This window comes from Calditerrivibrio sp., assembly GCA_026415135.1.
Lineage (GTDB): Bacteria > Chrysiogenota > Deferribacteres > Deferribacterales > Calditerrivibrionaceae > Calditerrivibrio.
Window position 1 is genome coordinate 60,806 of the sequence record JAOAHS010000035.1, and the last position, 19,004, is coordinate 79,809.

Annotated in this window: 15 protein-coding genes, 1 tRNA gene and 1 pseudogene; 10 read left to right on the forward strand and 7 right to left on the reverse strand. The window is 36.8% G+C overall.

The genetic code is table 11. From position 1 onward, the window contains the following. Positions 1–34: 34 nt before the first annotated feature. Positions 35–922, reverse strand: coding sequence for a DUF362 domain-containing protein (locus N3C60_06755; protein MCX8084599.1), 888 nt, complete (start codon positions 920–922; stop codon positions 35–37). A gap of 146 nt (positions 923–1,068) precedes the next feature. Between N3C60_06755 and N3C60_06760 the strand changes: the two genes are divergently transcribed. The 5 genes from N3C60_06760 (at position 1,069) to N3C60_06780 (ending at position 6,662) form a co-directional block, all read left to right on the forward strand. Beyond that, on the forward strand, positions 1,069–1,479 hold the full coding sequence (locus tag N3C60_06760) for an Rrf2 family transcriptional regulator (GenBank protein ID MCX8084600.1): 411 nt from the start codon (positions 1,069–1,071) through the stop codon (positions 1,477–1,479). A gap of 18 nt (positions 1,480–1,497) precedes the next feature. Then, on the forward strand, positions 1,498–2,781 hold the full coding sequence (locus tag N3C60_06765) for an O-acetylhomoserine aminocarboxypropyltransferase/cysteine synthase (protein MCX8084601.1): 1,284 nt from the start codon (positions 1,498–1,500) through the stop codon (positions 2,779–2,781). Positions 2,782–2,789: 8 nt separating this feature from the next. Beyond that, on the forward strand, positions 2,790–3,737 hold the full coding sequence (gene cysK, locus N3C60_06770) for a cysteine synthase A (GenBank protein MCX8084602.1): 948 nt from the start codon (positions 2,790–2,792) through the stop codon (positions 3,735–3,737). Positions 3,738–3,936: 199 nt separating this feature from the next. Then, positions 3,937–5,325, forward strand: coding sequence for a tetrathionate reductase family octaheme c-type cytochrome (locus tag N3C60_06775; GenBank protein ID MCX8084603.1), 1,389 nt, complete (start codon positions 3,937–3,939; stop codon positions 5,323–5,325). A gap of 107 nt (positions 5,326–5,432) precedes the next feature. After that, positions 5,433–6,662, forward strand: a complete 1,230-nt coding sequence (locus tag N3C60_06780) for an HDOD domain-containing protein (protein MCX8084604.1) — start codon at positions 5,433–5,435, stop codon at positions 6,660–6,662. Here N3C60_06780 and N3C60_06785 read toward each other — a convergent pair. After that, positions 6,648–7,388 (reverse strand): ATP-binding protein, encoded by a 741-nt coding sequence (locus N3C60_06785; GenBank protein ID MCX8084605.1) that lies wholly within the window; start codon positions 7,386–7,388, stop codon positions 6,648–6,650. The genes N3C60_06780 and N3C60_06785 overlap by 15 nt on opposite strands. Positions 7,389–7,393: 5 nt before the next feature. Beyond that, a complete protein-coding gene (gene hemB, locus N3C60_06790) occupies positions 7,394–8,362 on the reverse strand; it encodes a porphobilinogen synthase (GenBank protein ID MCX8084606.1) in 969 nt (322 codons plus the stop codon). Between the two features lie 115 nt (positions 8,363–8,477). Between hemB and N3C60_06795 the strand changes: the two genes are divergently transcribed. Beyond that, a tRNA-Leu gene (locus tag N3C60_06795) sits at positions 8,478–8,561 on the forward strand. Between the two features lie 39 nt (positions 8,562–8,600). On the opposite strand, the gene N3C60_06800 is transcribed toward N3C60_06795, so the two are convergent. The 3 genes from N3C60_06800 to larC are packed head-to-tail and all read right to left on the reverse strand — an operon-like array spanning position 8,601 to position 13,548. Continuing rightward, on the reverse strand, positions 8,601–10,277 hold the full coding sequence (locus N3C60_06800; protein MCX8084607.1) for a cation:proton antiporter: 1,677 nt from the start codon (positions 10,275–10,277) through the stop codon (positions 8,601–8,603). Between the two features lie 17 nt (positions 10,278–10,294). Then, the gene (locus tag N3C60_06805) at positions 10,295–12,373 is read right to left on the reverse strand and encodes an adenylate/guanylate cyclase domain-containing protein (protein MCX8084608.1); all 2,079 of its coding nucleotides are present in this window, start codon (positions 12,371–12,373) and stop codon (positions 10,295–10,297) included. A gap of 23 nt (positions 12,374–12,396) precedes the next feature. After that, positions 12,397–13,548: a nickel pincer cofactor biosynthesis protein LarC gene (gene larC / locus N3C60_06810; GenBank protein MCX8084609.1), complete on the reverse strand. Its 1,152-nt coding sequence runs from the start codon at positions 13,546–13,548 to the stop codon at positions 12,397–12,399. Positions 13,549–13,656: 108 nt separating this feature from the next. On the opposite strand from larC, the gene N3C60_06815 reads away from it, so the two are divergent. Next, positions 13,657–16,161: a transporter substrate-binding domain-containing protein gene (locus N3C60_06815; protein MCX8084610.1), complete on the forward strand. Its 2,505-nt coding sequence runs from the start codon at positions 13,657–13,659 to the stop codon at positions 16,159–16,161. On the opposite strand, the gene N3C60_06820 is transcribed toward N3C60_06815, so the two are convergent. Then, on the reverse strand, positions 16,154–16,381 hold the full coding sequence (locus N3C60_06820; protein MCX8084611.1) for a hypothetical protein: 228 nt from the start codon (positions 16,379–16,381) through the stop codon (positions 16,154–16,156). The two genes, N3C60_06815 and N3C60_06820, sit on opposite strands and share 8 nt — an antisense overlap. Positions 16,382–16,562: 181 nt before the next feature. On the opposite strand from N3C60_06820, the pseudogene N3C60_06825 reads away from it, so the two are divergent. From N3C60_06825 to N3C60_06835, 3 genes and pseudogenes are all read left to right on the forward strand, one after another. Further along, positions 16,563–17,288 (forward strand): annotated as a pseudogene (locus N3C60_06825) (P-loop NTPase). A gap of 15 nt (positions 17,289–17,303) precedes the next feature. Continuing rightward, on the forward strand, positions 17,304–18,503 hold the full coding sequence (locus tag N3C60_06830; GenBank protein ID MCX8084612.1) for a DUF4388 domain-containing protein: 1,200 nt from the start codon (positions 17,304–17,306) through the stop codon (positions 18,501–18,503). An 18-nt stretch (positions 18,504–18,521) separates the two neighbouring features. Then, positions 18,522–19,004, forward strand: a complete 483-nt coding sequence (locus tag N3C60_06835; GenBank protein ID MCX8084613.1) for a hypothetical protein — start codon at positions 18,522–18,524, stop codon at positions 19,002–19,004.

A 19,004-nucleotide genomic window follows, 5' to 3' on the forward strand; every position in this document is an offset into this window, starting at 1 on the left:
AAATATTATAAAAAAAATACTCTGGGATATAACCCTAAAGCTTTTCATATCTCATACTGATGTTTGTTTTAGCAATATTACCCAAACCGTTTTTATACCCCATCACCAGATACTGAACATCTTGGGGATTGACACCCAAAAACTCAGAGGCTATTGCATCAGCCGCTACCACATCAGTACTTACGATTACCCTATTGAGCTCCTTTACAAATCTCAGATCCCCACCAGTTGGACCACCCTTTAACATAACCCTTGTGCAATCTACAATAGTTAATGTTGGCTTAAAAAACGCAGCCAACTCATATATCGCCTGATGTAGATTCTGATGTAAAAAACCCCTATTTCCACCAATTGCACCCATCCAATTCTTCATACCTATCGTTACCCTTGAGGAAGCATGATCTTTTGCAACTGGTATATTGATCACTTTGTCCGCTTTCTTGAATACTTCAAGGACAGGCCAGTCTGTAAGAAACCTTCCTCCTATATCCATGTTTTTATAATGTCTACTCTGAGGGATAAAAACATTTGCATTCTCCTTCTGGGCAAAAAGGGGTATTTTTGATAAACTGAACACATTTCTGGCGTTATCACAGGGGTTATCCGTTACAATCACCTCTTTTGCCCCAGCTTTATAACACAACCTTACAACCTCCGCCACCACTACCGGATTGGTATTGGCAGCGAACTCCGGCTCCCTTGCCCATGCCATATTAGGCTTAATTGCAACAACATCCCCTTTTTTCACAAACCTTTCAATACCATTTGCCATCTCAACTGCTGCCCGCACCGCTTTAGCATGATCATTCGACTCGGCAACATATACATCAGATTTACCTATCTCTGATTTGCTATACAATGGGATAGCCATTGCAGCCAGCGTAAAAGAACCTATTTCTAAAAATCTCCTTCTATTCACCATATCTGCACCCCCATAAAGATATTTTAATATAATGTAGAATTAGTTCAACATTTTATTTCATCTCTATCATATTTATCATAAAAAACATGATTTTTATGTTGACAATTCATCTTTTTCGATATATATTCCTCAAAAAGGCAGGTTATATGCAAGTTACAGCCCAATCATTATATGCGATATATGCTCTATTTTATATAGGTAGGCTTGGCTACCCCATAAAAGCCTCCACCATATCCCACTCCACAGACATACCCAAACGTTTTCTGGAAATCACTTTGTCGAAACTAAAAAGCAGCGGCATCCTCGACTCTAAAAAAGGACCTAATGGAGGTTTCTACCTAAAGAGACCCCCATCAGAGATTACGCTATTAGAGATACTATCTTCAGTTGAAAGCAATCTAAACCTTTTCGAGTGTGAAAAGTATCTTAAAAACAACTGTGTGTTCAAAGAATTATTCTCCAGTATAAATGAAAAACATAAACAATTATTAAACTCTATAACCCTCGAGGATATACTAAAATCACAATCTCCAGGCTCGCTGGATTTTGTAATATAAAATTTTTAGGAGGAACAGATGAAAAACCCCGAATCAATACTTCTTCACTACGGATACGACCCCGATGGAACAGGTGCAAGAGCAGTACCCATCTACCAAACCACCTCTTACCTGTTCAGGTCCACAGAACATGCAGCAGATCTATTCGCTTTAAAGCAATTCGGTAATATTTACACACGTCTAATGAACCCCACACAGGATGTCCTTGAAAAGAGGTTAGCTGCCCTTCATGGTGCCACTTCAGCCCTTGTGGTCTCCTCAGGACAAGCAGCTATCACCTACTCAATACTTAATATCACAAGACCGGGAGATAATATTGTTTCCACATCCTTTTTATACGGTGGCACATACAATCTTTTTAAGTATACGATGAGAAAGCTCAGTAGAGAGGTAAAATTTGTAGACTCTTCCGATCCAGATAACTTTGCAAAAGCTATCGATAGCAACACAAAAGCACTATTCATTGAAAGCATCGGCAACCCCAAAAACAATGTAAACGACTATCAGGCCATAGCAAATATTGCCCATAAACACGGCATCCCCTTAATAGTTGACAATACCGTATCCCCATACATACTTAACCCCTTTGAATTTGGTGCAGATATTGTCATCTATTCCCTAACAAAATTTGCCTCTGGCAATGGAACCAGCTTAGGAGGAGCTATAATAGAAAAAGGTGATTTCCCCTGGGACAATGGTAGATTCCCTGAAATGACAGAACCCGATGAATCATACCATGGTTTAAATTACTGGAACACATTTGGTTCCCACGACAAATCTGTAGTAAAAGGGATCGCTTTTACCATAAAGATAAGGTTACAGCTTTTAAGGGATATAGGTGCTTGCATTAGCCCCTTCAATGCTTTTTTGATCATAGAAGGTTTAGAAACACTCCCCTTAAGAATGTTAAAACACTGCGACAATGCCCTTAAAGTAGCCCAATATCTTCAATCTCATCCTAAGGTCAGCTGGGTAAACTACCCCGGTTTAGAGTCCCATCCAGACCATGCCAATGCTAAAAAATATTTAAAGGGTAATTACGGAGCTATCATAGGCTTCGGTGTAAAAGGGGGGTATGAAGCAGGCAAAAAGTTTATCAATTCGTTGAAAATGATCTCCCATTTAGCTAATATTGGTGATGCTCGATCTTTAGTCATACACCCAGCTAGTACAACACATCAACAATTAAGCCCTGAGGACAGATTAAAATCTGGCGTCACAGATGATTTTATTAGACTATCTGTTGGTATAGAAAATGTAGACGATATTATCGAAGATCTTAACAATGCTTTGAATGGGTGAGGTTACCTATGAACAACTTCTATGAAAAATACTATTTAACAGTTGGTAATACCCCACTTGTTTTCCTACCAAAAATCAGCAGGTATACGAAAGCAAGGCTATATGCAAAGTTAGAGAGCCGTAACCCAGCTTTCTCAGTAAAAGATAGGATAGGGTATGCCATGATTATTGATGCCATCCAAAGGGGTACCTTAAAAGAGGGGATGGAGATACTTGAGCCCACAAGTGGCAATACTGGCATCGCCCTTTCCATGGTCGCAGCATCTATCGGCTTTAAGATAAAGCTAACAATGCCAGAATCTATGAGTATAGAAAGAAGAGCTCTCATGAAAGCCTTCGGCGCCGAATTGATCCTTACACCAGCTGAAAAAGGTATGAGAGGTGCCATAGAAAAAGTTAACGAACTCATAAGTACAGACCCTGATAGGTATTTTGTCCCCTCCCAATTCGACAACCCAGCAAACCCCAAGATCCATGAAGCCACAACAGGCCCAGAAATCTATAGAGATCTAAAAGGAGATATAGATTATTTAGTAGCTGGTGTTGGAACTGGGGGCACAATATCAGGCACTTCAAGATTTCTTAAAAAAGTCTCCTTTAAAAAGTTAACATCTATAGCAGTGGAGCCCTCAAAATCACCAGCAATCACAAGATTTCTAAACAATGAACCCTATACCCCATCCCCCCACAAGATTCAGGGTATTGGTGCAGGCTTTATCCCTAAAAATCTCGATTTGAGCATTGTGGATGAAGTGATTACCATCGACGATGAAGAGGCTATCGATACCGCCAAAAGACTTTTTACTGAGGAGGGTGTTATGGCTGGGATCTCCTCAGGAGCGAACTTAGCCGCAGCAATGAAAGTAGCTCAGAGGGAAGAAGCCAAAGATAAAAATATCGTCTTTATTGTTGCTGATACTGGTGAACGCTACCTAAGTACCGCATTATTTGCCTAAAGAGATGGGGGAAGCCCCATCTCTTTATTTTGTATACAAAATACAGTCCCCAAAACATAGATGTTTTGCAATATATTGATAATACTATGCTATAATCGAATCCCTTGACACATTATTAATTATACTATATAGGGGGGTTAATTTATTAGGTCACAATTGGAATGACTAATAAATTGAAACAAAATAAGAAGGAGGTTTTATGAAACTAGTAAAAACACTTTTGTTGCTAGTGCTCCTGGTCTATACTGGCACGGCAATCGCTCAAGTCAATCACGCCGATCTGGTAAAGGGTGATTTTAAAACTGGGAAAGATGTAACCAAAAAATGCCTCGAATGTCACGAGAAACAGGCAAACGATTTCATGGCTTCCAGTCACTGGACATGGAAAGGTGATCCAAAACTGTTGGCTAAAAAAACCAAAGAACAAATCGGTAAAGCAAATCTCTTAAACAACTTCTGCATATCAATTGAAGGTGGAAACTGGAAAGGGTGTACCAAATGTCACGCTGGGTATGGTTGGCAGGACAAAGCTTTTGATTTCAAAAACAAGGAAAACATAGATTGTCTGATGTGCCATACCAAGGAAAAAGCTTACTTTAATGCTAAGAAAACAGGTGTAGCAGGAAATATCAACCCCCAATCCATTGCATCTGGAATGTTGAATCTCGAAAAAGCAGCACAAAATATCGGTAAACCCACAAGGGACAACTGTGGTAGCTGCCATTTCTTTGGTGGTGGTGGAGATGCAGTAAAACATGGTGACTTAGACTCAACCCTTGCTAAACCCAAACCCGAGCTTGATGTACATATGGGTAAGCTCGATTTTGCTTGCCAAGAATGCCATGTGACTAAAAACCACAAGATTTCAGGTGCTTCCACTATGACAGGTGTTCATGAGGGCAGGGTAGAATGCAAAACATGTCATGGTGATATACATAAAGACAATAAGATCCTCTCCAAACATACAAACACCATAGCCTGCCAAACCTGCCATATCCCTTATTTTGCAAAAGGTCAAGCTACAAAAGTATTTTGGGATTGGTCAACCGCTGGTAAGGAAAAGGAAGATATACCTGAACAGCATGGAAAAGAGACTTACGCAAAGATAAAAGGTGATTTCAAGTGGGAGAAAAATGTCGTCCCAACTTATGCCTGGTATAATGGCACTATAAACCGCTACATAAAAGGTGATAAGATCGATCCAAAGAAGGTTGTTAAGATATCAGCTCCTGTTGGTAGTATCAAAGACCCAAAATCAAAGATCTATCCATTTAAAGTTCACGCAGGTAAACAGCCCTACGATGAAGAGTACAAACATCTACTCACTCCAAATACCGTTGGCGGTTATTGGGATCATTTAAATTGGCAAAAAGCCCTTGAAGATGGTGCAAAAGCTGCTGGTATACCTTTTAGCGGCAAGTTTGGATTTGTATCCACTGAACAATGGGTTTCTATTAATCACGAGGTTGTTCCAGCCAAATCTGCTCTTCAATGCAACGATTGTCATATGAGTGGTAAAAGATTTGATTGGAAAGCACTGGGCTATAAAGATGATCCAATAAAAATAGGTGTAAAGGTAAGAAAATAGTCGTAACCCAAAGCTCAGGCAACTGCCTGAGCTTTTTACTATTACATTTATCTTGTACCAATCAAAAATTTGTTGTATTTCAGATAATAATCGGATATATTTTAAGCATGCAAAATTTTTATATAGGTAGACAACCGATATTAGATAAAAACAACGCTGTTTTTGCTTATGAGCTGCTTTTTAGGGACAGCAGTCAAAATGCTGCAAATTTTAAAGATGCCAGATATGCCATCTCCAGAACCATCTTAAACGCCATTGATAAGTTTGGTATAGATAACATTTTGCATAATGCTAAAGGCTTCGTCAATGTAAACGAAGAGTTTATCATGAACGATTTTATCGAGATCCTCGACAAGAACCGTTTCATTTTCGAGATCCTTGAAACATCTAAGGTAGATGAAAAGCTGATAAAAAGAGTTTTTGAACTGAAAAACAAGGGTTATCATTTTGCACTGGATGATTTCATTTTTACAGATGAATATGTCAATACTTTCAAGCCCTTCTTCCAGATAGTGGATTACATAAAAGTTGACATCCGAGGTTCTACTAAATACGATCTGATCAAAAAGACAAGAAACCTAAAAACCTTAAAGGCTAAGCTCCTCGCCGAAAAAGTTGAAACCTATGACGAATTTATTTTTACGAGGGATTTGGGTTACGACTTCTTCCAGGGTTATTATTTTGAAAGACCCACTATACTTGTAAGAGAAGGACATAGTTCCAACAGAACTATAATTTTCAAAATTATAAGTGCTATCAACAAAAACGCAAAAACCACAGAGATAGCTAACTATTTTGAGATAGACCCAAACCTAACCATCAGTCTATTAAAGTTTATTAATTCAGCTGCTTTTTATTTCAGGACAACCATCAAATCGATAGTCCATGCTATAAACCTTATAGGATTAATAAAACTTCAAAACTGGCTACTACTCATGAGTTATGCTGAAGGAGAGTCGCCTGCCACATCGCCCCTTTTTCAAAACGCCATAATAAGAGGTAAGACCATCGAGTACCTATTAGAAAAAACAAGCAATGATAACAAACTAATCGACAAGGGCTTTTTATTAGGGGTGCTATCTTTAGCTGATGCCATCTACAAAGTAAAGATGGAGGAGATTCTCAAAGACCTCAACGTTGATGAAGAGATAGCCACTGCTATTCTCAAAAAAGAAGGGCTTTTAGGGAACCTTCTTAAGCTTACTGAACTTGATGAAAAAGCAAATTATCCCCAGTTTATAGAACTGGCTGTGGAATTAAATATTGATGAAATACTTTTCAACGATGCCAAACTAAGTAGCTACATCTGGCTGAACAATCTTTTAAAGAGTATCTAAACTTCCAAAAATCTTTATATATGTAGCAAACTGCTTCGCAGTTCTGCCATTTCTACCACCCTTGTGGATAGCAAAACTTTCTGCATCTTTCTCCCAATTATCCCAAAAAGGTATCTGAAACATAACAAAATAGTGTTTTACTATCTTAAGATAATCCTCTCTACTAAAAGGATAAAAACCAACTGTCAACCCAAATCGAGAAAAAAGAGAAATAGCTTCGTTTTGATCATCTCTACTGTAGATATCTTCTGTATCTAAAACCCTTTCTTGAATAAGATGCCTTCTATTTGAGGTGGCAACAACCAAAACATTTTTAGGTTGCAACAAAAGCCCCCCTTCAAGTATAGACTTAAATCGCCTATAGCCCTCGTTATCCGCATCAAAAGAGATATCATCGAACAGGAGCAGAAATTTATATTCCGCATCTGAAATAGCTTCATAGAGTTTGTACAAACTGGTAATATTGCTATCCACAAACTGAACAACCCTAAGTCCCTCATTATAAAACTTTGCCAGCATATTTTTTATCAACGAAGACTTGCCCGAACCCTTTTCACCCCATAAAAGCATATTCAGATAAATACCCTCCTTTATAAACGATGATATATTAAGAAAAACCAACTTCACCTGATGATCTATTGCTATTAAAGGCTCCTCCTTTAATTCAATCTTCAAAGGATAAAGAGATGAATCAGTCCACAGAAAACAGGTGCTTTTATCCAACATAGTTTTTAGTCGATTATTCTTGCTACATCTTTAGCAAAATAGGTAAGTATAAGATCTGCTCCAGCCCTCTTTATACCAGTCAAAGATTCCATAATCACCCTATCTTTATCAATCCATCCATTCTTAGCAGCAGCCATAATCATGGAATATTCCCCACTTACATTATATGCCGCAATAGGCAGGTCATAACGATCCCTCAATTCACGTACTATATCCAGATATGGTAGAGCAGGTTTTACCATCAGGATATCAGCCCCCTCTTCGATATCATATCTGGCTTCTCTTAAGGCCTCAAGTCTGTTTGCAGGATCCATTTGATAGGATCTTCTATCACCAAATTGGGGTGTACTCTCTGCAGCATCCCTAAAAGGCCCATAGAAGGCGGAAGCATACTTTACAGCATAACTCATGATCGGTATATTACTAAATCCATTGTCATCCAATATATCTCTAATCGCTGCAACCCTTCCATCCATCATATCACTTGGGGCGACCATATCTGCACCTGCTTTAGCATGGGATAAAGCCTCCATGGCCAGATACTTCAAAGTCTCATCATTATCCACATCGCCATCTTTAATTATACCGCAATGTCCATGGGATGTATACTCACACATACAGACATCAGTGATTACATATAGATTTGTATTTTGCTTAATAGCTTTTATGGCTTTTTGAATTACACCATTGTCATTATAAGCTTCACTACCCCACTCATCTTTACGAGCTGGTATCCCAAAAAGTATCACTGACAGTATACCTAATTTTTCCAACTCGATACATTCTTTGACCACATAATCGATACTCATCTGATAAATACCAGGCATGGAAGCAATCTCTTTTTTTACCCCTTCACCTTCGGCAATGAACAAGGGAAATATGAGATCGTCCAAAGAGAGCTTAGTTTCCCTAACCATTCTTCTGACCGTTTCATTTCTTCTCAGACGTCTTCCCCTATCGATGGGATATGCCATATATACCTCCAGAAACAGTTTAAGTCCATCAAAAAGATAATGTATTTCCGACTAATTGTCAATTTTTAGTTGACAAAAAAAATCACTTCTGTTAGTAAATATATCCCCATAAAAAGCCTGGGTGGTGGAACTGGTAGACACGCAGGACTAAGGATCCTGTGGGGTAACACCTGTGGGGGTTCGAGTCCCCCCTCAGGCACTCACCTTTTGTAAGCTTTTTTTAGATAGCAAATTTTTACTACTTATTCCATAGCTCCGTTCTTACAAAGGCAATGAACTGGTGCAGAGTTTTAAGACCAACAAGGCTATGGGGTTCAAAATATTTGAATGTCTTAGCGATATCAGCCAGTATCTCCAATTGCACCTGAGTATCCTGTTTTGGGGTAAGAATCAAAAAGATCAGATGGGCAGCATCTCCATCCCTACTGCCGAAATCTATACCTATTTCAGAGATACCAACAGCTATTATAGGTTTTTTAATACCTTCTACACGGGCATGGGGTATTGCAACACCGTTGCCTATCCCTGTGGGCATGAGCGATTCCCTTTCAAGCACTAAATTTTTTATCGTTTCATAGTCAAGCTTATGCAAGTCACAGATAGATTTTGTTAATTCTTCAATAGCCTCTTTATCAGTTTTGGCATGGATGTTAGGGATATACAGCTTTTCGGATAGATAATCATAAAATTTGTAATGATATCTCGTTGGAAGTATAAGCCTTAAGACAATAGGTGAAAATAAAACGATTAATAAAACAGACAAAATATAAGAAGCCAAAACCTTCTCATTGACAAAATGTAGAGAAAATAGGATAGACATGAATATTATATCGGTCGCTCCCCAGATTGACAAACCGTAACCGTAAGCAATACTCTCTCTCTTCGAGCCATTTATTTTATAATGGGGGAAAAAGCCAGCCAAAAACGATACCAAAAACCCCAAGAAAATAAATAGAAAAGTTAGTCTTAAATCGATATTTTTAAAAAAATTCAGGTATAAACCAAGCGAACCAAAGTATATCGGAGCAAAAAAGGCATTCACTATACCCTCTATCTTAGCCTGAATCTTATCCCTAAAATGCATGGAATCGCTTATAATAAGTCCAGATAAAAAAGCCCCCACTATGGCATGTGCCCCTAAAGATTCTGTAATAGTAGCAAACAGAAAACACAGTGAAAAAACAAAAGCAATAACCCCATCAGGCCAACTAAATTTTGACTGTATAATTGGTAACATTTTATCCACATAGCGTCTTATAACGGTAAGTATTAAAACAACAAAAAAAACTGTAATAACGATCTTAAGTACTATTCCAAACAAACCAGAAGACTGGGACTTCCTCGAGATGATCATAACAACAGAAAACCCAAGCCAAATCATGACATCTATAAACATTGCTGTCCCCACCAAGGACATGCCAAGATCCGATCGATAGATATTGAGTTCAGATAAAATTCTCACCAAAACTGGTAGAGCTGTAATGGAAATAGCAAAACCCATTGATAAGATGAAGAGATCCCTATCAATATTATTAAAGTTTAAGTTGATTAAAAAGCCAAAAACGACATAAGAAACTAAAATAGCAAAGAAGATTTTTAGGGGAGCAGCTATAACTATCACCTTCTGTTTTAGGATAGACCTCATATCCGATTCCATCCCAGCAATCAAAAGTAGCATAATCACGGAAATACTGTTGAAAAGACTTAAAAATTCTTTAAAACCTTTTTCATTAAATGTGAGATTGTAATAATCCGGGAAAAAATACCCAAAAACCGATTGCCCCAAAAGAATACCAGCAGAGATTTCCCCCAAAAGGGAACTCTTAAAGAGCTTTTTTGTGATTTCACCCAAAAACTTAGAACATATCAAAATGAGGGAAATAGACAAAAGTATAATTGTAAGATTATGTCCCATTGGCTACCATCAACAAGCTATTTCTCTTTAGCAATATACACACCGTTCCAACTATTTTTTTCTATGTTTAGAGCTATAAGCTCTTCACATCTTTTGTTATAATACTCGGACAACCCATCGTTGTACTTTTCGTACAATCGACCAAACTCCTCCTTAGCTGTCCTAAATTCAGCATCCAGGTATAAACTATATGCTAACTCAAACTCTTTGACAAGAGCTAAATTATCTTCATTTTTTTCCATAAGCTCAAATATAGATATGGGCTCCGTTTTCCCCTTTACCACCACTTTATCCACAATTCTGAACAAAAAAGGCTCTGTTGTTTTTGATTTAGTGGATTCACTGACTATAATATGTGTTTTGTAATACTTATTAAGCCCCTCAAGTCGGGAAGCAAGGTTTACACTATCACCAATTGCTGTATAGTCGAATCTTATATCAGATCCAATGTTACCAACAGTTGCTTCCCCAGTGTTTATCCCTATACCTATCTTCACAGGAGGTAAACCCTCCGCTTGAAACCTTTGGCTTAGTTCCTCCACCTTTCTATACATAAGTAGAGCAGATCTACAAGCTCTGTCTGGATGATGATCAATATCCACCGGAGCATTGAATATAGCCATAATAGCATCACCTATATACTTATCCAGAAGCCCACCATTTTCTATGATAATCCTTGTAAGAGGTGTGTTGAGTTGGTTAAGCATATACACTACCTGTTCAGAACTCAGCTTTTCTGATAATGTAGTAAAACCCCTTATATCTGTAAAAATAATTGTTACCTCTCTGTTTTCTCCACCGAGCTTTAACCGGTCGGGATCTTTGAGCATCAGTTCTACTACTTCTGGAGATACATAGGTAGAAAAAGCCTTCTTAATCTGCAGCGATTTTTGATCTGTTATAAAAAATAGCAATGCCTCAGTGGCTACAGCCACCAAAACAAAAGCGAAAAGATGATAAAACTCGTTTAACCATATCTTATTTAATATAAAAACTGTATTTGAAAACCCAAGTATCAACAAGGAGATAATGATATAAAGAAATATCCTATGACCTAATCTTGTAATAAAAGATATACCAAAACCTACGATGGGCAGTAAAATGATTATAGCTATATCCAACAGTGGTTTATCCACCAAAAAATCATTTTTCAAAATATTTGAAACAAGTGTATAGTGAAGCGATACCCCCGGTGTCACTGGATCTATTGGTGTTGGTCTCAAGTCGAAGACACCCACCTCAGTGATACCAACAATGACGATCTTGTCTTTGAAAAAAGAAGATGGTAGCTTTCCCGTTATAACATCATACGCAGAAACATAGGACACATTATCATAATAGTTAAGCCGAACATAATTCATCCCCTTTAAGCGTACATCCCCCATAGCAAACTCTTTAAATCCATTATCATCAAGCACAACCTCTATATCTTTGCCGGTATAAAACCTCAACAGTTGAAAACCCATACTTGGAAACAAAACACCTCTACTAATATAACCTAAGGGATAATTTCTATAAAGCCCATCCACATCCGGCTCAATGGAGAAAAAAGCACTTGCCATACCTGCTTTACTTATTTCCGGGATATTGGCTTCAATATATTGAAACTCCCTTATCTTGGTTGAGCTCGATTCCATCTTCACCCGGAAGATGGAAAATTCGGATAGAACATTAAATATATCTTCCTCCACATTCTCAGTTGCTTTATCCCTAAAGAAGAAGCCTAATATAACATTGCCATTTTTTGATATCGTTTCAGCTAAAATTTTATCACTTTCAGCATTTGATGGCTCAGAAAAAACGATATCAAGCCCTACTACATTTGCTTGAACTAAATTCTCTATCATCTTAGCAATCAATCTTCTATCCCACGGCCAACGCCCCAATTTATTTATACTTAGCTCATCCACATCGACTATCACAACCCTCTGATCAGGTTTATGATCAATACCAAGGGCCGTTCTGATTTTAAACTTTGAATCATTAACGGTATTCGAAACCTTTTCAACAAGCTGAAACTTCATTTTGAATAAAATTAGTACAAAAAGAACAACAGATACAACTACGATAACCCTGAACCAAACATATCTTTTCATCTATACCCCCTTAGGGATAAAACTCAAACTAACTTTAAAATTTCCAGATATAACATGAGGGGTGGCATCTGAAGCTTTTCTGCATTAAGCTTTATATCTTCCCACTCTGGCAAACATCTATCAACACCACCACCAGTAATCCTCTTGACCCGAAACTCATGCCCCTTATAATCTATCTTAAAGCTCTCTTTTTTAAGCTCATACCTACCTAATGGATAAAATCTTATACCTCCCGTAGTTGTATGCCGAAAAACTATATGTACGATTTCATCCTTTCTGCTCTCATCCAACAGTATGGACAACTTATATGCAGGTCTGTTTTTCTTCATAAAAATCGGTGTATAAAACACATCCAAAGCCCCCTTTTCAAAAAGGGTATCAAAAAGACCACCCAAAAACTCTGAAGAGATATCATCAAGATTCGTCTCGAACATATATAAATTATCTGCACTGATCCCCACATCAAACCCAATTAACCTTAGTATGTTGGGATGATTGACAAACCTCTTACTACCTGCAGAGTAAAAGATATCCCTTATCTCCCCCCTAAAAGAGTATGTAGTCTCCTTTGCATAATAGCGTATAATTGCAGCTCCCGTGGGAGTTGTTAACTCCGACTTTATATCCAACCGTTCAAAAGGAAAACCCCTCAAGATCTCAAGAGTAGCTGGTGCAGGTACCGGGATAAAACCATGAGCCGTACTTACAGTCCCAAAACCACATCTTGCAGGTGATGAATATATCTTTTCAGGTTTTATTTTATTTATTAAGTAGGCACATCCCACCACATCCACAATGGAATCTACCCCACCTACCTCATGGAAATGCACCTCATCAATATTACTACCATGAATTTTAGCCTCTGCCTCTGCAATTATTTTGAATATAGAAATGGCATCCTCTTTTACACATTCATCTAAGGATGAGTTTTCTATCTTCCTTCTTATATAGCGAAAATCCCTGTGAATATGGGGCTCTTTCTGTATATCTAAGTTTAGTACTGCTGCCTTTATACCATGTACATGATCAAACGATAAAGAGATCTTAATATCCACTGAAAACAAAGAGGAGACAACTGATGACAACTCTTCAAAACATGGAACCTTTTGAAGCAGAGCTGCCAGAGCCATATCCCCTGATATACCGGAAACCATATCAAAATATAAATTTCCCATAGGCTATTTTAACCGATAAAATCTTTCTTGTCAAACATACAAGCGGAGCAAAAAAACCACTTTGAGAATTTCTATTTTTTATATATAATGCAGAAAGAGGTTATTATTATGCGAAAAAGCATTGTTTTTCTAACTGCTATAATTGCTCTTATGTTTATATTCTTTATCAATCAAATGCTCTATAAAAATACAGAGCTTAACAGCAGCGAAATAAACTATCTAAAAAGCAAAAAAGAAATTGTTTTCATCAGTCAAAACAACTATCAACCCTTTGAATTTTTATCAAACAACTTACAATCATCAGGTATGATGATAGATCTGATCAGATGGATCAGTACCGAATTTGGTTTTGAACCTGTTTTTAAAAATACCACTTTTGCAAATGCCCAGGATATGGTGCTTAAGGGTGAAGCTGATGTATTGACAAGCTTTTTTTACAGTACCGAAAGGGACAAAATATTTGATTTCACTAAGCCTGTCTTCAAAATTCCAGCTTCCATATTCGTAAGACCAAATAACACCAGTATAAAAAGTATTGACGATCTGAACAACAAAAAAGTGGCAATACAAAAAGGTGATTATGCTATAAGTTATATCAAATCAAAAAATATAAACATTGACCTTGTGACAACAGAAGATTTCCATGCAGCAACGAATAGGTTAATAAAAGGTGACGTTGATGCAGTAATAGGTGACGAACAGATCATCTTTTTTTATCTAAACAAATTTGATTTAACATCCGAAGTAAAAACTGTAGGTCAACCCCTGTATACAGGTCTTAACTGTATGGCCACAAAAGAGGGCAACAAGATTTTAATCTCCATACTGAATAAAGGGATCCTAAAAGCCCAAAAAGCTGGTGTTTTGGATTCTATAAATAAAAAATGGTTTGGCATCTATCCCGACAATACTTATAAAAAGGCCTTATCTTTTTTTATAGTCTTTCTAATTATTCTCTTTATTTTGTTAATCATACTCTGGTTTTGGAACATTATACTTAATAAGAAGGTTAAAGAAAAAACAACCCACCTCACAGAGATCAACCAAAGCCTGCAACAGTCAAATAACAAGCTCAACGCTATTTTTCAAGCCTCTCCAGATGGCATAGGGATATGCTCTCTGGAAGGGGAGCTTCTTTTTATATCGGACAATTTTGCCAAAATGTATCATATACCGGTTGAAGAAAAGGAGTTCTATTTGGGTAAAAGTGTGTTTAGTTTTTTAGACCCATTATATGTAAACAGTGCAAAAGAGCATTTTCAACAACTGCTCAAAGGAGAAAAAAAAGAAAAATTGTCAGAATACTTAGCAATAAACAAACAGAATCAACGATTCTGGATAGAAGTAAGTTCATCAGTAATCTATGGTAAAAACAATAAACCAGAAAATATTATTTTCATCGTAAGGGATATCACAGAAAGAAAAAAATTAGAGCAGGAATTGATGGAGTATTATACCCGCATAGAACAAAATAAGGCTCAAGCTGAAGAACTAAAAGAAAAAGCTGAAAAAGCAAACAAAGCCAAAAGCGATTTCCTTGCCATAATAAGCCATGAGCTAAGAACACCCCTTAACGCTCTACTCGGCTATCTCGAACTGTTAAGCTTTAATCCCAATAAACTTAACGAATATTTACCGATAATGATCTCATCCGGTGAATTACTAAAAACACTAATAAACGATATAAGTGACCTCAACAAAATAGAACAAGGTAGATTCGAACTTATTGAAAAAAGGTTTAATCTCAGTGAACTGCAAAAAGATATCATCTACAACTCAAAATTAAGTAACGAAAGTAAAAACTATGATATATCTTTTGACATAGATCCAATGGATATAAATGTTGTGGGAGACAATTTGAGACTCAAACAGGTAATGTTAAACATAATCAATAATGCAAAAAAATATACTACAAATGGCAGCATAAAAGTTTGCTTTAAAAAATTATACGAAGATCATGGGAAAATAAGATTTCTCTTTTCCGTGGAAGATACAGGTATTGGCATAAAAGAAGAGAACCTACAAAGGATCTTTTTACCTTTTCAGAGGATTAACGATGATAAAAACCAAAAAAAGCATGGCTCTGGCATTGGCCTTTATATCTCAAAAACTATTATAGAAATGATGGGTAGTACGATAGAGGTAAAAAGTGAATACGGAAAAGGGTCCACATTTTATTTCGAACTGGAATTGCACAAAGCTACCCCCGAAATGTTTATAAACGAGGAGACCAATTATGACTTTTCAAAGCTCAAGGCTTTGATTGTGGAAGACAATACAGTAAATGCATTAATAGCTCAAGAGATGCTTAGAAAACTCAATATCCAATCATCTATCGCGACAAATGGCAAACAGGCCATTGAGATGCTAAAGCAAGAATCATTCGATTTTGTATTGATGGATATTCAAATGCCAGAAATGGATGGATTAGAAACCACGAGAAAAATAAGGGAGATGGGTTTGGATACAAAAATATATGCGATGTCAGCAAATGTTTATCAGAAGGATTTTGACGAAGCGTTAGCAAGTGGTATGAACGACTTCTGCCCAAAACCCATTTCATTGGAGATGTTAAAAAAACTTCTCATAAAACACTTCCCCGTCATCACCTGATATTTTTCAAAACATTTTCTATATCTACCACAGAATACCCCTCCGAAAAACATCCTAAACCGGCATCACAGTTAAAATAACTTAATTTCTCTATGAGTTTATCAGCGGTGATATCATCTATAAACTCTAAAGCAAGTATCCTTTCTAAAATATAATCGGGTAGGCCTCCTGTTTTGTTTTGCATTTTTGCAAGAGTTTTAACCTCTTCTAATCTATTCACCATTGCCTCCTATGATAAAAATATCTAAAAAAAGTAAGCTTTTAATCAGCCTTTAATCAGCCTTTAATCACTCACTTAAACATATTATAATATTTTTAAAATAAATTAAACTATTGACTTTGCAATAAATTTCTTTATAAATTAATTTATGGTAAATCGGATTAAGCAAAAGTCTTACATCATTTCGGTAGCAAGCGGTAAAGGTGGCGTTGGTAAGAGTAACTTTGCCCTTAACTTAGCACTATCATTAGCCAGATTGGGCTACAAGACTTGTCTATTTGATGCCGACTTATCTTTGGGGAATGCTGATATCCTACTGGGCTCCAAACCCTCCTATACAATAGAACACCTACTTTCCGATGAAATCTCCTTAAGTGATATCATCTTTACCTCTGAAAAATATCCCAATTTCTACCTCATACCAGCAGGCAACGGTGTAGCTAGACTTGCAACACTTTCCAAAAAAGATAGGATTAAAATTTTTCAAAAACTAACTGAATTCAGAGAAAACGTTGATTTTCTCATTATAGATTGTGCAGCTGGTGCATCAAACGATGTCCTTCAATTTGTCAAACTTGCAGATATCATGGTACTTATGATCATTCCAGAAGTAACTTCCATTAAAGATGCCTATGGACTTTTAAAAATACTAAAAAGCAAAAATATTATTAAAAATACTCAGGTAGTTATCAATAGAGCTCAGAATAAGACCCAGGTAAACAACATATTTTCAAAATTTAAAGAAGCGGTTAATAATTTTTTAAATTTAGAGATCTCTCTTCTAGGGCCTGTTCCAGAGGAGCCTTTGGTAAGAGAAGCCGTCAACAGACAAACCCCTGTCGTAAACCTTGCCCCCAATGGCGTTACAGCAAGGATATTCACTGAGTTTGCAAAAAATTTTATAAACAGTAAAAAACCCAACATGGATATCATAGAGTTTTTTAGTGAGATATTTACCTCAGAAGAAGGAAATGGTGAAATAGATGGGAGCAAAGAATACTCAGATATTAGGCAGGAAACAGATACCAGTCAAAACCAGCCAAAAGCTGTAGAGCTAACAAGTAACGAAACGTTTTTCATAGCTAATATTGAAAAATCTATCCAGAACCTATCCAAAGAGTTAGGGCAATTAAACAAAATCTTCAATATTTATGCCCGTAAGCATTATATCCAAAAGGAAGAAAAGATATATTTTAACAACTTTGAAGTGGGGCAAGATCTCATTTTTGTTTACAAAGAAGATAGGTTTTTTTCCACAAAGATCATCGGCTGGGATCTCGGCAAATATATCCTCATTGAAGCAACTCCCCCAGTTATAGAGATGCTAAGCCAAAACAAAGAGTGTAAAATAAGATACATGTACAGAGATAAACTGGTGGAGTTTACCACCAGAGCTATTCAGCTAATAACAGAATTTAGCGATATCATAAAGATTTCATATCCAAAAAATTACAAAGAATACAGCCTTAGAAACAACAAACGCTATCCGGTCAACAGAGAGTGTAAAATCTACATCAACGACTTACCACCATTTTCTGGTACAGTACTTGATATAAGCTTAAATGGACTTTTACTCTCTTCCACCAAACCATTGGAGATAGGCTCCTTTATAAGACTCAATTTCATTTTACCCAATGGAAAAAAGATCGACAGCCTTGTGGGTATGGTAAAAAATCTCAGAGATGCAAACAACTACGGCATATTTATACAAGAGCTCTCTCCAACAACTATAAAGTATATCTCTGAATACATAGAGCTTTATGATCAGCTTTTAGGGGAAGAAACAAAAACCACCTCAAAAACAACCCTCACCGGTAATCTCGGTAGTATCAACATTAAAGAACTCATTGATCTAATCGCAAGATCGAAAAAGAACACATTACTTGAAGTTGTTGGCAAAGAGATCTTTGGTAAGGTATATTTTAAGCAAGGGAATATTATCCATGCAGAAACTGAAAATAACAATGGCGTAGAGGCATTCTACGAAATCATGACTATTACCGACGGAGAATTCAATCTCTTTGATTGTAACGACTATGTTAAGCAAACTATTTCTGATACGGTTAACAAACTTTTGGTGGATGCTGAATTTATACAGTCTGCTCCAAATGATAAAAAATAAAGCAATCAAGGAGGAAGCATGAAGAGATTCTTCTGGTTAGTCCCCATTATTACACTATTTATAGCCTGTTCTTCGATTACCGATATTCAGCAGGTATCCATTAATAAAAACGCAAAAATCTATGTATCAACCTTTAAAAACAATACAGAAACCTATCTTGCCGGCGAAAGGGCTTCCAACATAACTAAAACACTACTAAAAGTCAAAGGGTATAATGTTATAAACATATTAGATGAAAAAAATGTTGAAGAGAAATACGATATAGAAAAGATAAAAGCATCGGCAAAAAATGCTGGAGCTGATATTTTAGTCACAGGTGAAGTTAATGAATGGCGCTACAAAACTGGAATCGATGGTGAACCTGCTGTAGGACTATCCATAGCTTTTTTTGACATTAACACTGAAAAAACTATCTATTCAGCAATAGGCGCCAAAACCGGGTGGGGGCATGAATCCATAACAACAATAGCACAAAAGTTAGTCAATGATCTTTTAAAATAA

Excerpts from the sequence above, each read along its gene's own strand:
- N3C60_06835 (MCX8084613.1), top strand. The coding sequence starts at position 18,522 with ATGAAGAGATTCTTCTGGTTAGTCCCCATTATTACACTATTTATAGCC.
- N3C60_06830 (MCX8084612.1), top strand. The coding sequence starts at position 17,304 with ATGGATATCATAGAGTTTTTTAGTGAGATATTTACCTCAGAAGAAGGA.
- N3C60_06775 (MCX8084603.1), top strand. The coding sequence starts at position 3,937 with ATGAAACTAGTAAAAACACTTTTGTTGCTAGTGCTCCTGGTCTATACT.
- N3C60_06760 (MCX8084600.1), top strand. The coding sequence starts at position 1,069 with ATGCAAGTTACAGCCCAATCATTATATGCGATATATGCTCTATTTTAT.
- cysK (MCX8084602.1), top strand. The coding sequence starts at position 2,790 with ATGAACAACTTCTATGAAAAATACTATTTAACAGTTGGTAATACCCCA.
- N3C60_06815 (MCX8084610.1), top strand. The coding sequence starts at position 13,657 with ATGCGAAAAAGCATTGTTTTTCTAACTGCTATAATTGCTCTTATGTTT.
- N3C60_06785 (MCX8084605.1), bottom strand. The coding sequence starts at position 7,388 with ATGTTGGATAAAAGCACCTGTTTTCTGTGGACTGATTCATCTCTTTAT.
- N3C60_06765 (MCX8084601.1), top strand. The coding sequence starts at position 1,498 with ATGAAAAACCCCGAATCAATACTTCTTCACTACGGATACGACCCCGAT.
- N3C60_06755 (MCX8084599.1), bottom strand. The coding sequence starts at position 922 with ATGGTGAATAGAAGGAGATTTTTAGAAATAGGTTCTTTTACGCTGGCT.
- hemB (MCX8084606.1), bottom strand. The coding sequence starts at position 8,362 with ATGGCATATCCCATCGATAGGGGAAGACGTCTGAGAAGAAATGAAACG.
- N3C60_06805 (MCX8084608.1), bottom strand. The coding sequence starts at position 12,373 with ATGAAAAGATATGTTTGGTTCAGGGTTATCGTAGTTGTATCTGTTGTT.
- N3C60_06780 (MCX8084604.1), top strand. The coding sequence starts at position 5,433 with ATGCAAAATTTTTATATAGGTAGACAACCGATATTAGATAAAAACAAC.
- N3C60_06800 (MCX8084607.1), bottom strand. The coding sequence starts at position 10,277 with ATGGGACATAATCTTACAATTATACTTTTGTCTATTTCCCTCATTTTG.
- larC (MCX8084609.1), bottom strand. The coding sequence starts at position 13,548 with ATGGGAAATTTATATTTTGATATGGTTTCCGGTATATCAGGGGATATG.